A 12,458-nucleotide genomic window follows, 5' to 3' on the forward strand; every position below is an offset into this window, starting at 1 on the left:
AGCCTGCGGCAGCTCCTGCAATTCGGAGTGGTATCACCCCTGTAGGAGCTGCCGAAGGCTGCGATCTTTTGATTTATTTTTTTACGGGTGACCAGCGGTCGAGGTTACGGGCGAATCTCGATCATGGTGCCGTCCGGCACCAGGTTCCACACTTCACGCATGTCGACGTTGCGCATGGCGATGCAGCCATCGGTCCAGTCGAGGGTGTGGAACAGCTGCTCCGGGTTGTCTTCCGAGTCCGGGGTGCCGTGGATCATGATCATCCCACCGGGCTCGACACCTTCACGGCGCGCGCGGGCGGCGTCGCTGATGTTCGGGTAGGAAATGTGCATCGACAGGTTGAATTTCTCGCTGGTCTTGCGCCAGTCGATCCAATAGAAACCTTCGGGTGTGCGTTTATCGCCCTCGATCAGTTTCGGCCCTTTCTTCGCGCCTTTGCCCAAGGAAATGCGATAGGTCTTCAGCGGCTTGCCGTCGGCGATCAACTGCAGTTGGTGGGCCGATTTGAGTACCAGGACTTTTTCGATCAGCGGGGTATTCGATGGCGTCACGGTGGTCACGAATGACGCTTGCGAAACGCTGACGAACGACAGGCAGAACAGGGCAAGCAACCAGCGCATTGAAACGATTCCCCAGGGAGTGACGCAATCAGGTTTTAGGTAGGAGCTGCCGAAGGCTGCGATCTTTTGATCTTCTAGCCAACAATGACCGGCTGCACCAGTGGCGGGATCGATTCCGAACGCACCGGGTAGTTCTCGACGCGCCGATCAGCGAAGAAGCATTCTAAGGTACGCCCGACCGTGCGGAAAGCCAGCTCGTCCCACGGGATGTCGGCTTCATCGAACAACTGCACTTCAAGGCTTTCAGGGCCGGCGGCGAACTCCAGGTCGGCCAGTTCGGCGCGGAAGAACACGTGCACCTGACTGATGTGCGGCACGTCGATCAACGTGTAGATGCTCAGGTTACGCACCCGGGCGCAGGCTTCCTCGGCGGTCTCGCGGATGGCCGCCTGTTCGATGGTCTCGCCGTTTTCCATGAAGCCGGCCGGCAGCGTCCAGTAACCGAGACGTGGCTCGATGGCGCGGCGGCAGAGCAACACTTGCGTGCCCCAGGTCGGCACGCAACCGGCGACGATATTGGGATTCTGGTAGTGAATGGTCTGACAGCTGTCGCAGACAAATCGCAGCCGCGAGTCGCCTTCGGGAATGCGCTGGGTGACCGGGTTACCGCAGTGGCTGCAAAATTTCATGCTCGGGTTCCTGAATGCTGTGCCTATCTTGGCGTGCAGCGGGGCCGGTCGGCAAGTTGTCGTTTCGCGACACGACGGGTTTCAGGGGCTTGGGCGCTCGCTTTGATTGGTGCATGATGCGGAGCAAGGCACCGATCGAGAACACTCATGCTGGACGAGCTACTGCATAGGGTAAGCAACCACACACCGCGCACGCTGGAGACCGACGCACGTTTCCCCGAAGCCGCCGTGCTGGTGCCGATCACCCGCAGTGACGAACCGGAACTGGTCCTGACCCTGCGCGCCAGCGGGCTTTCGACCCACGGCGGCGAAGTCGCCTTCCCTGGTGGACGCCGCGACCCGGAAGACCCGGACCTGATCTTCACCGCGCTGCGTGAAGCCGAAGAAGAAATCGGACTGCCGCCGGGGCTGGTCGAAGTCATCGGCCCGCTGAGTCCGCTGATTTCCCTGCACGGTATCAAGGTAACGCCGTATGTCGGGGTGATTCCGGACTTTGTCGAATACCAACCCAACGATGCCGAAATCGCCGCCGTCTTCAGCGTGCCCTTGGAATTCTTCCGCAAAGATCCCCGCGAGCACACCCATCGCATCGACTATCAGGGCCGCAGTTGGTATGTGCCGAGCTATCGCTTCGGCGGGTACAAGATCTGGGGGCTGACGGCGATCATGATCGTCGAGTTGATCAACCTGCTCTATGACGCCAAAATCAGCCTGCACCAACCGCCGAAAAGCTTTATCGATACCTGAGCCGTCGTTCGAACGGCCGTGAGCCCCGAGGAAAACAAGATGAAATATCGCCTGGGCGACGCCCGTGTCGAAACCCATCCGCAAAGCTGGGTCGCGCCCAATGCCGTGCTCGTCGGCAAGGTCCGCCTGGAAGAGGGCGCCAACGTCTGGTTCAACGCCGTGTTGCGCGGCGACAACGAACTGATCCTCATCGGCAAGAACAGCAATGTGCAGGACGGCACGGTGATGCACACCGATATGGGTTATCCGCTGACCATCGGCACCGGCGTGACCATCGGCCACAACGCCATGCTCCACGGCTGCACGGTCGGCGATTACAGCCTGATCGGTATCAACGCGGTGATTCTCAACGGCGCGAAGATCGGCAAGAACTGCATCATCGGCGCCAATTCGCTGATCGGCGAAGGCAAGGAAATTCCTGACGGTTCGCTGGTGATGGGCTCACCGGGCAAGGTTGTGCGCGAACTCACCGAGCCGCAGAAAAAGATGCTCGAAGCCAGCGCCGCGCACTATGTGCATAACTCGCAGCGGTACGCCCGCGATCTGGTTGAGCAGGAAGAATGACCAGTATCGAACGACCTGTTGCCTCGCCATGCGTGAATATTTGCGCGCTGGATGAAGACGATATCTGCACCGGCTGCCAACGCACGGTCGAGGAGATCACCCGCTGGGGCCGCATGAGTAACGACGAGCGTCGGGCGGTGCTGGGGTTGTGTCATGAGCGGGCGAAGGCGAGTGGGTTGGTTTGGATGTTGCCTGCAAAACGATGACCGGCTCTGGAATGCCCTCACCCTAGCCCTCTCCCAGAGGGAGAGGGACTGACCGTGTTGTCTGGACGAGTCACGCCCACCTGAAAATACCACGTCGAACTCAGGATTTGAAAAGCCCCCGGTCTGCTCCCTTTCCCCCTCGCCCCCTTAGGGGTGAGGGGGTGGCTCTTGACCTTCTGGTCCAGTAACCTGTGCGCCAAATTCACAGGCCGCTCCCATGATCTTCCTCATCGCCTACATCAGCAGCGTCGTGCTGATCAACTTCGCCTTTTCCACCGCGCCGCACCTGGACATCATCTGGTCGGCCTGGGGCGGGCTGGTGTTCGTACTGCGCGACATGGTGCAAACGCGCTTCGGTCATGGTGCGATCGTGGCGATGCTGGCGGCGCTGGTGCTTTCCTACATTACCTCCGACCCTTCCATCGCACTGGCCAGCGCCACGGCGTTTGCAGTCTCCGAGTGCATCGACTGGCTGGTGTTCAGCATCACCAAGCGGCCGTTGCGCGACCGCTTGTGGATCAGCTCGGCGCTGAGCATTCCGCTGGATACCTTCATCTTTTTCGGCATGATCGACGCCTTGACGCCACCGGTGATCATCACTGCGCTGGCTTCGAAATTCGCCGGCGTCACTGCCGTCTGGCTGATCATGGCCTGGCGTGATCGCAAACAGGCTGTCGCCAGCTGAAGCCAAACCCTCGGGTTCATGTAAAATGCCGCGCTTTCTCCCCATGGAAAGCGCACTTGCGTGGCTTTCCTCGATGATCCGCTTCCTTTGAGGACCTGAGATGACCCGTATCGGAACTCCATTGTCGCCAACCGCGACCCGCGTATTGCTGTGTGGCTGTGGTGAGTTGGGCAAGGAAGTGGTAATCGAACTGCAGCGCCTGGGCGTTGAAGTGATTGCCGTCGACCGCTACGCCAACGCGCCGGCCATGCAGGTTGCGCATCGCAGCCACGTGATCAACATGCTCGACGGCGCGGCCCTGCGTGCGGTGATCGAAGCCGAGAAGCCGCACTTCATCGTGCCGGAAATCGAAGCCATCGCCACCGCCACTCTGGTTGAGCTGGAAGCCGAAGGCTTCACCGTGATCCCAACCGCGCGTGCGGCGCAACTGACCATGAACCGTGAAGGCATCCGTCGTCTGGCCGCCGAAGAGCTGGACCTGCCGACCTCGCCGTATCACTTTGCCGACACATTCGAGGACTACAGCAAAGCCGTTCAGGATCTGGGTTTCCCTTGCGTGGTCAAGCCGGTAATGAGTTCGTCGGGCAAGGGCCAGAGCCTGCTGCGCAGCGCCGAGGACGTGCAGAAAGCCTGGGATTACGCGCAAGAGGGCGGTCGCGCCGGCAAAGGTCGGGTGATCATCGAAGGCTTCATCGATTTCGATTACGAAATCACCCTGCTGACCGTGCGCCACATCGGCGGCACTACGTTCTGCGCGCCGGTCGGTCACCGTCAGGAGAAAGGTGACTATCAGGAATCCTGGCAGCCACAAGCGATGAGCCCGATTGCCCTGGCTGAATCCGAGCGTGTCGCCAAAGCAGTGACTGAAGCGCTGGGTGGCCGTGGTCTGTTCGGCGTCGAGCTGTTCATCAAAGGCGACCAGGTGTGGTTCAGCGAAGTCTCGCCACGCCCGCATGACACCGGTCTGGTGACGCTGATTTCCCAGGACCTGTCGCAATTCGCTCTGCACGCCCGCGCCATTCTCGGCCTGCCGGTGCCGCTGATCCGTCAGTTCGGCCCGTCGGCGTCGGCGGTGATTCTGGTGGAAGGCCAGTCGACCCAGACTGCATTCGCCAACCTCGGCGCTGCACTGAGCGAGCCAGACACGGCGCTGCGCTTGTTCGGCAAGCCGGAAGTGAACGGCCAGCGCCGCATGGGCGTGGCGCTGGCGCGGGATGAGTCGATCGAGGCGGCGCGTGCCAAGGCGACCCGTGCTTCCAAGGCTGTTGTTGTAGAGCTGTAAGCGAGTCGCGCCGATCGCGAGCAGGCTCACTCCTACAATTTGAAATGCGTTCCCCTGTAGGAGTGAGCCTGCTCGCGATAGCTATCTATCAAGCGACACGATTCAGGTCGTTGCCGCGCGTCTCCTTCAAGCACAGCACCGCAATCAGACTCAACACCGCTGCCGCCGATACATACCCGCCGACATAGCTCAATCCACCCATTGCCACCAGTTTCTGCGCAAAGAACGGCGCCGCCGAGGCCCCGACGATGCCGCCCAGGTTGTACGCCGCCGAAGCGCCGGTATAACGCACATGGGTCGGAAACAGTTCAGGCAGCAGTGCGCCCATCGGTGCGAACGTCACGCCCATCAAAAACAACTCGATGCACAAAAACAGCGCCACGCCCCAGGTCGAGCCCTGAGTCAGCAACGGCTCCATCAGAAATCCGGACAGAATCGCCAGTACACCACCGATGATCAGCACCGGTTTGCGCCCATAACGGTCGCTGGCCCAGGCTGACAATGGCGTAGCCGCCGCCATGAACAACACGGCGAAGCACAACAAGCCAAGAAACGTCTCGCGGCTATAACCCAGCGTGGATACGCCGTAGCTGAGCGAAAACACCGTCGAGATATAAAACAGCGCATAGCAGACCACCATCGCCGCCGCACCGAGCAGGGTTGGCGCCCAGTACTGGCTGAACAACTCGACCAGCGGCACCTTCACCCGCTCCTGACGGGCGATGGCATTGGCAAACACTGGCGTTTCATGCAGCTTGAGGCGCACGTACAGGCCGACCATCACCAGCGCCGCGCTGAGCAGAAACGGAATGCGCCAGCCCCAACTGCGGAACTGCTCGTCATCCAGGGTCATGGCCAAGGTCAGGAACAGGCCGTTGGCCGCCAGAAAACCAATCGATGGCCCGAGCTGCGGGAACATGCCGAACCAGGCCCGTTTGTCCTTCGGCGCGTTTTCCGTGGCCAGCAGCGCCGCACCGCCCCATTCCCCGCCAAGGCCCAGACCCTGACCGAAGCGCAGCACACACAACAGAATCGGCGCCCAGGCACCGATGCTGTCGTAGCCCGGCAAGACGCCAATCAAGGTTGTGCAAACCCCCATCAACAGCAGCGAGGCAACCAGCGTGGATTTACGACCGATGCGGTCGCCGAAGTGGCCAAACAGTGCCGAACCCAGTGGTCGGGCGAGAAAGGCGATACCAAAAGTGAGAAACGCTGAAAGCATCTGCGCCGTGCCGGAGGTCTGCGGAAAGAACACCGGCCCGATTACCAGCGCCGCAGCAGTGGCGTAGACGTAGAAGTCGTAGAACTCGATTGCGGTGCCGATAAAGCTTGCCGTGGCCACGCGGGTGGCGGAATTGGTCGGCTGGGCAGGCGCGGTTTCGCTGTAAGCGGTATGGGTCGTCATGCGGTGATCCCTGACAGTCATGAGCTCCAGTGGAGCGAATTATTATGGTCGAACACCCAGGGATGTGGGGTAGGGCGCGAGCGCTGTTTCGAGTAGGAACAGTCGTCGGTTTGCAGCGGAAACAGTCAGGATCCGGGTAGTGCCGGGTAAGCACAGGGATCGACGGCGCTTGGGTAAGCGCCTCGATTATAGGAAGGGGGCTAACGATCAAACAAGCGCAAAAGATCGCAGCCTTCGGCAACTCCTACATTTGGAACGCGTGCATCTGTAGGAGCTGCCGAAGGCTGCGATCTTTTGATCTTTTGATTTTTATCTGGCGGGCACCAAAGCAGGAGCAGAAGAGGTGTGCCAGATCAGCACCTTGCTCACCCGGTTCTCCTCGGTCTCGAGGATTTCCAGTCGATAACGCCCGATCTTCAGGCACACCGCGCTTTCCGGAATGGTTTCCAGCGCTTCGGTGACCAGGCCATTGAGCGTCTTTGGCCCGTCGCTTGGCAGATGCCAGCCCAGGCACTTGTTCACATCGCGGATCGACGCGGCGCCATCGATCAGCATGCGCCCGTCGGCTTGTGGATGGATATGCGGGTTGTCGAGGCTGTGTTCGCTTTCGAATTCGCCGACGATCTCTTCGAGAATGTCCTCGAGGGTGACGATGCCGAGGACTTCGCCATACTCGTCGACGACCATGCCCAGGCGGCGCTGCTGCTTGTGAAAATTGAGCAATTGCAGTTGCAACGGCGTGCTTTCCGGGACGAAGTAGGGCTCGTAACTGGCGGCCAGCAGCGCTTCGCGGGTCAGTTCGCAATTGCTCAGCAAATGGCCGATCTGCCGGGTGTTGAGCACCGCTTCGACCTGATTGATGTCGCTGTGAAACACCGGCAGGCGGGTGCGTGTGTTGTTGCGCAGTTGCTCGATGATCTCTTCGATCGAATCGTCGAGATTGATGCCGTCGACATCACTGCGCGGCACCAGGATGTCGTTGACCGTAATGTTGTCCAGCGCGTGAATGCCCGCGACCGGGTGGGCGCGAACCGGGTGCTCTGGGGCGTCGTCAGGATCGGCCGGCAAATCATCTTCGCTCTGCTGCACCACCTGAGCCGTTCGCGTGAACGGAGTCGTCAGCAAAACGCTGAGACGGCTGAGCAGCCAGGCGAACGGGTAGACGATTTTCATCGGCACGGCCAGCAGAGCGTTGCCGAACGCCAATACGGCGTCGGGATAGCGCCGGGCTACGGCGCGCGGGAAATAATCGGCGAACACCAGCAGGATGGCGCCGGCGCCAAGGCATGCCGCCCACGGGCCGTTTTCTTCGCAGAGGAAGATCGCCAGCAGCGTCGCGATGATCACCGCAAGGGCGCGGCACAGGGTGTTGCAGAGGATCAGGCTGTCGAGCGGGAAGCTCAGCCTGGCCAGCGGTTTATCGCTGGCGCGCGAGGCGACACGTTGCGCAAGCAGGTACTGCTGCGCGATTTCGACGGCGGTAAACAGCCCCGACCATAAAATCAGCAGGACAAATACCGCGAGCATCGGCCCTATGGGCAAACCGTCCATTTATGCCGCCCGTCAGATGTGCAGAATGTATTCACGAACCAGTTTGCTGCCGAAGTACGCCAGCATCAGCAGACAGAAACCGGCGAGGGTCCAGCGAATCGCCTTGTGGCCACGCCAGCCCAGACGGTTGCGGCCCCACAGCAGCACGCTGAAGACGATCCACGCCAGGCAGGCCAGCAGGGTCTTGTGCACCAGATGCTGGGCAAACAGGTTCTCGACGAACAGCCAGCCGGAGATCAGCGACAGCGACAGCAGCGTCCAGCCGGCCCACAGAAAACCGAACAGCAGGCTCTCCATGGTTTGCAGCGGCGGGAAGTTCTTGATCAGCCCGGACGGGTGCTTGTGCTTGAGCTGATGGTCCTGCACCAGCAGCAGCAACGCCTGGAACACGGCGATGGTGAACATGCCGTAGGCGAGGATGGACAATAGAATGTGGGCGAGGATGCCCGGCTCTTCATCGATGATCTGCACCGTGCCGGTCGGCGCGAACTGCGCCAGCAATACCGTGATCGCGCCCAGCGGGAACAGCAGCACCAGCAGGTTTTCCACCGGGATCCGCGAACAGGCGAGCAGGGTCAGGGCAATCACCGCGGCGGCAATCAGGCTCGAGGCGCTGAAAAAGTCCAGGCCCAGGCCGATCGGGGTCAACAGATGAGTGAGCAGGCTGGCGCCGTGGGCGAGCACGGCGAACACGCCGAGGCTGACCAGCAGGCGCTTGTTCGCCTTGGCGCCGGTGGCCAGGCGGGTACTTTGATAGACGGTCGCAGCGGCATAGAGCAGGGCGGCGGCGAGGGTGGTCAGCAAACTGGGTGACAAGGGGAGCATAAATCCTGTTAGGCGAGCCCGAAAGGCGCTGAGTTTGGCATAGAACCGCCATGGCACGAAAGACTCCGCAAGCTGACGGCGAGGTGTCCGCCGGCCGCAGTCTTCGCTATAATCCGCGACCTGCCCACGCCGCAGGCTCGCCGAGCACATGTTGATTCCGGTCTGGGCCGCCATTATCCCGGTCTGTACAGGGCCTGAAAGGATCGCGCAATGTTTGAAAACTTAACCGACCGTCTCTCGCAGACGCTGCGCCATGTTACCGGCAAGGCGAAGCTGACCGAGGACAATATCAAAGACACCCTGCGTGAAGTGCGCATGGCGTTGCTCGAAGCTGACGTCGCATTGCCGGTGGTCAAGGACTTCGTCAATTCGGTCAAGGAGCGCGCTGTCGGCACCGAGGTGTCGCGCAGCCTGACGCCAGGCCAGGCGTTCGTGAAGATCGTCCAGGCCGAACTCGAAAGCCTGATGGGCGCGGCCAACGAAGATCTGAACCTGAGCGCTGTTCCTCCTGCCGTGATTCTGATGGCCGGTCTGCAGGGCGCGGGTAAAACCACCACTGCCGGCAAGCTGGCGCGCTTCCTTAAAGAGCGCAAGAAGAAGTCGGTCATGGTCGTGTCTGCGGACATCTACCGTCCGGCCGCGATCAAGCAGCTGGAAACCCTGGCCAACGACATCGGCGTGACGTTCTTCCCGTCCGACCTGAGCCAGAAGCCGGTCGACATCGCCAACGCGGCTATTAAAGAAGCAAAACTGAAATTCATCGATGTGGTGATCGTCGACACCGCCGGTCGTCTGCACATCGATGAAGAGATGATGGGCGAGATCAAGGCGTTGCACGCCGCGATCAACCCGGTGGAAACCCTGTTCGTGGTCGACGCCATGACTGGTCAGGACGCCGCCAACACGGCCAAGGCCTTTGGCGATGCGCTGCCGCTGACCGGTGTGATCCTGACCAAGGTCGACGGCGACGCCCGTGGCGGTGCCGCGCTGTCGGTGCGCGCCATCACCGGCAAGCCGATCAAGTTCATCGGTATGGGCGAGAAGAGCGAGGCGCTCGACCCGTTCCATCCTGAGCGGATCGCCTCGCGGATACTCGGCATGGGCGACGTGCTCAGCCTGATCGAACAAGCCGAAGCGACCCTCGACAAGGACAAGGCCGACAAACTGGCCAAGAAGCTGAAGAAGGGCAAGGGCTTCGACCTCGAAGACTTCCGCGATCAGCTGCAACAGATGAAGAACATGGGCGGCCTCGGCGGGCTCATGGACAAGCTGCCGAGCATCGGCGGCGTCAACCTGTCGCAGATGGGCAATGCCCAGAACGCCGCAGAGAAGCAGTTCAAGCAGATGGAAGCCATCATCAATTCCATGACCCCGGCCGAGCGCCGCGACCCTGAGCTGATCAGCGGTTCGCGCAAGCGTCGGATCGCCATGGGTTCCGGCACTCAGGTGCAGGACATCGGCCGCTTGATCAAGCAGCACAAGCAAATGCAGAAGATGATGAAGAAATTCACCGCCAAGGGCGGTATGGCAAAAATGATGCGCGGCATGGGCGGTATGTTGCCCGGCGGCGGCATGCCGAAGATGTAAGACGTTCTGTCTGATCCATTCTTCTTATATATGGCGAGAGAAATGGGTAAGGCGGGCACAAGATCCGCGCCGGTCGTCGCACCGGCGCAGACCCTGCAAGGAAGCAGGATCCACAGCAAACCCGCACTCGGCGGGAGCTGACTGGCCGTTTTCATCGACGGCTCTCTATGCAAATCTGCACGGCATGCCATGGGCGCCGGAAAAAGGCATTTGCAAAAGTCCGGATATTCCTTAGAATATGCGGCCTTTCGGGCACCCATGCCCGCTGTGCATTTAGATTTGCAGCACCGACTACAGGAACGATGTTCACATGCTAACAATCCGTCTTGCCCTTGGCGGCTCCAAAAAGCGCCCGTTTTACCACCTGACCGTAACCGACTCGCGTAACCCGCGTGACGGCTCCCACAAAGAACAGGTTGGTTTCTTCAACCCTGTTGCCCGTGGTCAGGAAATCCGTCTGTCCGTGAACCAAGAGCGCGTTGCCTACTGGCTGAGCGTTGGTGCACAACCTTCTGAGCGCGTTGCTCAGTTGTTGAAGGAATCTGCCAAGGCTGCGGCCTGAGCAATATGAACGCGACGCCAGCCCCTGCCGATGATTTGATCGTTATTGGCAAAATTTATTCTGTTCATGGCGTTCGCGGCGAAGTGAAGGTTTATTCCTTTACTGATCCGACTGAAAACCTGTTGCAGTACAAAACCTGGACGCTCAAGCGCGAAGGCAATGTCAAACAGGTCGAGCTGGTCAGTGGACGCGGGAGCGACAAGTTCCTGGTCGCCAAGCTCAAGGGTCTCGATGATCGTGAAGAAGCTCGTCTTCTGGCCGGTTATGAGATCTGCGTGCCGCGCAACCTGTTCGCTGAATTGACCGAAGGCGAGTACTACTGGTACCAGCTGGAAGGTCTGAAGGTCATCGACACTCTTGGGCAATTGCTCGGGAAAATCGATCATCTTCTGGAAACCGGCGCCAATGATGTAATGGTCGTCAAGCCTTGCGCTGGCAGCCTGGATGATCGCGAACGCCTGTTGCCCTATACGGAGCAATGCGTGTTGGCCGTCGACCTGGAAGCGGGCGAGATGAAGGTGGATTGGGACGCGGATTTCTGAACGTGGCTAACTTGCGCGTAGAAGTGATCAGTCTGTTTCCCGAGATGTTTTCCGCCATTGGCGATTACGGCATCACCAGTCGTGCGGTCAAACAGGGGCTCTTGCAGCTGACCTGTTGGAATCCGCGAGATTACACGACGGATCGGCATCACACTGTGGACGATCGCCCGTTTGGCGGTGGTCCGGGCATGGTGATGAAGATCAAGCCCCTGGAAGATGCTCTGGCCCAGGCCAAGGCAGCAGCCGGGGAGGCGGCGAAGGTGATTTACCTGTCCCCCCAAGGCCGTCAACTGACTCAGTCGGCGGTACGCGAGCTGGCACAATCGGATGCATTGATCCTGATTGCCGGCCGCTACGAAGGCATTGACGAGCGCTTTATTGAGGCTCATGTCGATGAAGAGTGGTCGATTGGCGACTATGTACTGTCTGGCGGCGAGCTGCCGGCCATGGTCCTGATCGATGCGGTTACACGACTGCTGCCTGGAGCTTTAGGGCATGCGGATTCCGCTGAGGAAGATTCCTTTACGGATGGTCTGCTGGATTGCCCGCACTACACCCGACCGGAGGTGTATGCGGATCAGCGTGTTCCCGACGTGTTGCTGAGTGGCAATCACGCGCATATCCGGCGTTGGCGTTTACAGCAGTCCCTTGGTCGGACCTATGAACGACGCGCCGATCTTCTGGAAAGCCGCTCGCTTTCTGGAGAAGAGAAGAAGCTGCTCGAGGAATACATCCGCGAGCGGGACGATAGTTAACAACGTATCGATGGTAGATCGAACGATTTACCTTAGGAGCACAGCATGACCAACAAAATCATCCTTGCACTCGAAGCAGAGCAGATGACCAAAGAAATCCCTACCTTCGCCCCAGGCGACACTATTGTCGTTCAGGTGAAAGTGAAGGAAGGCGATCGTTCCCGTCTGCAAGCGTTCGAAGGCGTTGTAATCGCCAAGCGTAACCGCGGCGTGAACAGTGCGTTCACCGTTCGTAAAATCTCCAACGGTGTTGGCGTAGAACGTACTTTCCAGACCTACTCCCCGCAGATCGACAGCATGGCTGTTAAACGTCGCGGTGACGTACGTAAAGCCAAGCTGTACTACCTGCGCGACCTGTCGGGTAAAGCAGCCCGCATCAAGGAAAAACTGGCTTAAGCCCAGCTTCCGATGCAGAAAAAAGCAGCCTACGGGCTGCTTTTTTGTTGCCTGCGATTTACCGGACGCCTTGCACGCGCCTCGCTTAATGAAGCTGCCTGT

15 protein-coding genes are annotated in these 12,458 nt (G+C 59.9%); 10 read left to right on the forward strand and 5 right to left on the reverse strand.

Annotation, left to right across the window (positions count from 1 at the left end):
- Window positions 1–104: 104 nt before the first annotated feature.
- Window positions 105–620, reverse strand: coding sequence for a L,D-transpeptidase family protein (locus QRN33_RS14115; protein ID WP_042606909.1), 516 nt, complete (start codon window positions 618–620; stop codon window positions 105–107).
- 74 nt (window positions 621–694) lie between these two features.
- Window positions 695–1,249 carry an NUDIX hydrolase gene (locus tag QRN33_RS14120; protein ID WP_042606910.1) on the reverse strand — a complete coding sequence of 185 codons (555 nt, stop codon included), beginning with the start codon at window positions 1,247–1,249 and terminating at the stop codon, window positions 695–697.
- A 147-nt stretch (window positions 1,250–1,396) separates the two neighbouring features.
- Here QRN33_RS14120 and QRN33_RS14125 point away from each other — a divergent pair, with 147 nt between their 5' ends.
- The 5 genes from QRN33_RS14125 (at window position 1,397) to purT (ending at window position 4,733) form a co-directional block, all read left to right on the forward strand.
- Window positions 1,397–1,996, forward strand: a complete 600-nt coding sequence (locus QRN33_RS14125) for a CoA pyrophosphatase (RefSeq protein WP_064364386.1) — start codon at window positions 1,397–1,399, stop codon at window positions 1,994–1,996.
- 39 nt (window positions 1,997–2,035) lie between these two features.
- Window positions 2,036–2,560: a gamma carbonic anhydrase family protein gene (locus QRN33_RS14130; RefSeq protein ID WP_042606912.1), complete on the forward strand. Its 525-nt coding sequence runs from the start codon at window positions 2,036–2,038 to the stop codon at window positions 2,558–2,560.
- The gene (locus QRN33_RS14135; protein ID WP_252875652.1) at window positions 2,557–2,766 is read left to right on the forward strand and encodes a DUF1289 domain-containing protein; all 210 of its coding nucleotides are present in this window, start codon (window positions 2,557–2,559) and stop codon (window positions 2,764–2,766) included. Before QRN33_RS14130 ends, QRN33_RS14135 begins: the two co-directional genes overlap by 4 nt.
- Before the next feature lie 217 nt (window positions 2,767–2,983).
- A complete protein-coding gene (locus QRN33_RS14140) occupies window positions 2,984–3,451 on the forward strand; it encodes a VUT family protein (RefSeq protein ID WP_016771544.1) in 468 nt (155 codons plus the stop codon).
- Window positions 3,452–3,551: 100 nt separating this feature from the next.
- Window positions 3,552–4,733, forward strand: a complete 1,182-nt coding sequence (gene purT / locus QRN33_RS14145; RefSeq protein WP_123418145.1) for a formate-dependent phosphoribosylglycinamide formyltransferase — start codon at window positions 3,552–3,554, stop codon at window positions 4,731–4,733.
- A gap of 88 nt (window positions 4,734–4,821) precedes the next feature.
- Here purT and QRN33_RS14150 read toward each other — a convergent pair whose 3' ends face one another.
- The 3 genes from QRN33_RS14150 to QRN33_RS14160 all read right to left on the reverse strand — a co-directional run bounded on the left by QRN33_RS14150 (window position 4,822) and on the right by QRN33_RS14160 (window position 8,514).
- Window positions 4,822–6,138 carry an MFS transporter gene (locus QRN33_RS14150; protein ID WP_285409076.1) on the reverse strand — a complete coding sequence of 439 codons (1,317 nt, stop codon included), beginning with the start codon at window positions 6,136–6,138 and terminating at the stop codon, window positions 4,822–4,824.
- A 309-nt stretch (window positions 6,139–6,447) separates the two neighbouring features.
- Complete coding sequence (locus QRN33_RS14155) at window positions 6,448–7,689, reverse strand: transporter associated domain-containing protein (RefSeq protein ID WP_285409077.1); 1,242 nt, start codon at window positions 7,687–7,689, stop codon at window positions 6,448–6,450.
- 12 nt (window positions 7,690–7,701) lie between these two features.
- On the reverse strand, window positions 7,702–8,514 hold the full coding sequence (locus tag QRN33_RS14160) for a cytochrome C assembly family protein (protein WP_016771539.1): 813 nt from the start codon (window positions 8,512–8,514) through the stop codon (window positions 7,702–7,704).
- A 210-nt stretch (window positions 8,515–8,724) separates the two neighbouring features.
- Between QRN33_RS14160 and ffh the strand changes: the two genes are divergently transcribed.
- From ffh to rplS, 5 genes are all read left to right on the forward strand, one after another.
- Window positions 8,725–10,101, forward strand: coding sequence for a signal recognition particle protein (gene ffh / locus QRN33_RS14165; RefSeq protein WP_007967791.1), 1,377 nt, complete (start codon window positions 8,725–8,727; stop codon window positions 10,099–10,101).
- Window positions 10,102–10,411: 310 nt separating this feature from the next.
- Window positions 10,412–10,663: a 30S ribosomal protein S16 gene (gene rpsP, locus QRN33_RS14170; protein ID WP_003185073.1), complete on the forward strand. Its 252-nt coding sequence runs from the start codon at window positions 10,412–10,414 to the stop codon at window positions 10,661–10,663.
- Window positions 10,664–10,668: 5 nt separating this feature from the next.
- The gene (gene rimM, locus QRN33_RS14175; RefSeq protein ID WP_016771538.1) at window positions 10,669–11,205 is read left to right on the forward strand and encodes a ribosome maturation factor RimM; all 537 of its coding nucleotides are present in this window, start codon (window positions 10,669–10,671) and stop codon (window positions 11,203–11,205) included.
- 2 nt (window positions 11,206–11,207) lie between these two features.
- Window positions 11,208–11,960 (forward strand): tRNA (guanosine(37)-N1)-methyltransferase TrmD, encoded by a 753-nt coding sequence (trmD, locus tag QRN33_RS14180; RefSeq protein WP_038860625.1) that lies wholly within the window; start codon window positions 11,208–11,210, stop codon window positions 11,958–11,960.
- Between the two features lie 45 nt (window positions 11,961–12,005).
- Window positions 12,006–12,356, forward strand: coding sequence for a 50S ribosomal protein L19 (gene rplS / locus QRN33_RS14185; RefSeq protein WP_003175895.1), 351 nt, complete (start codon window positions 12,006–12,008; stop codon window positions 12,354–12,356).
- Window positions 12,357–12,458 lie beyond the last annotated feature (102 nt).

Source organism: Pseudomonas sp. FR229a (assembly GCF_030209115.1).
GTDB classification, from domain to species: Bacteria; Pseudomonadota; Gammaproteobacteria; order Pseudomonadales; family Pseudomonadaceae; genus Aquipseudomonas; species Aquipseudomonas moraviensis_A.

Excerpts from the sequence above, each read along its gene's own strand:
- QRN33_RS14115 (WP_042606909.1), bottom strand. The coding sequence starts at position 620 with ATGCGCTGGTTGCTTGCCCTGTTCTGCCTGTCGTTCGTCAGCGTTTCG.
- QRN33_RS14120 (WP_042606910.1), bottom strand. The coding sequence starts at position 1,249 with ATGAAATTTTGCAGCCACTGCGGTAACCCGGTCACCCAGCGCATTCCC.
- QRN33_RS14125 (WP_064364386.1), top strand. The coding sequence starts at position 1,397 with ATGCTGGACGAGCTACTGCATAGGGTAAGCAACCACACACCGCGCACG.
- QRN33_RS14130 (WP_042606912.1), top strand. The coding sequence starts at position 2,036 with ATGAAATATCGCCTGGGCGACGCCCGTGTCGAAACCCATCCGCAAAGC.
- QRN33_RS14135 (WP_252875652.1), top strand. The coding sequence starts at position 2,557 with ATGACCAGTATCGAACGACCTGTTGCCTCGCCATGCGTGAATATTTGC.
- QRN33_RS14140 (WP_016771544.1), top strand. The coding sequence starts at position 2,984 with ATGATCTTCCTCATCGCCTACATCAGCAGCGTCGTGCTGATCAACTTC.
- purT (WP_123418145.1), top strand. The coding sequence starts at position 3,552 with ATGACCCGTATCGGAACTCCATTGTCGCCAACCGCGACCCGCGTATTG.
- QRN33_RS14150 (WP_285409076.1), bottom strand. The coding sequence starts at position 6,138 with ATGACGACCCATACCGCTTACAGCGAAACCGCGCCTGCCCAGCCGACC.
- QRN33_RS14155 (WP_285409077.1), bottom strand. The coding sequence starts at position 7,689 with ATGGACGGTTTGCCCATAGGGCCGATGCTCGCGGTATTTGTCCTGCTG.
- QRN33_RS14160 (WP_016771539.1), bottom strand. The coding sequence starts at position 8,514 with ATGCTCCCCTTGTCACCCAGTTTGCTGACCACCCTCGCCGCCGCCCTG.
- ffh (WP_007967791.1), top strand. The coding sequence starts at position 8,725 with ATGTTTGAAAACTTAACCGACCGTCTCTCGCAGACGCTGCGCCATGTT.
- rpsP (WP_003185073.1), top strand. The coding sequence starts at position 10,412 with ATGCTAACAATCCGTCTTGCCCTTGGCGGCTCCAAAAAGCGCCCGTTT.
- rimM (WP_016771538.1), top strand. The coding sequence starts at position 10,669 with ATGAACGCGACGCCAGCCCCTGCCGATGATTTGATCGTTATTGGCAAA.
- rplS (WP_003175895.1), top strand. The coding sequence starts at position 12,006 with ATGACCAACAAAATCATCCTTGCACTCGAAGCAGAGCAGATGACCAAA.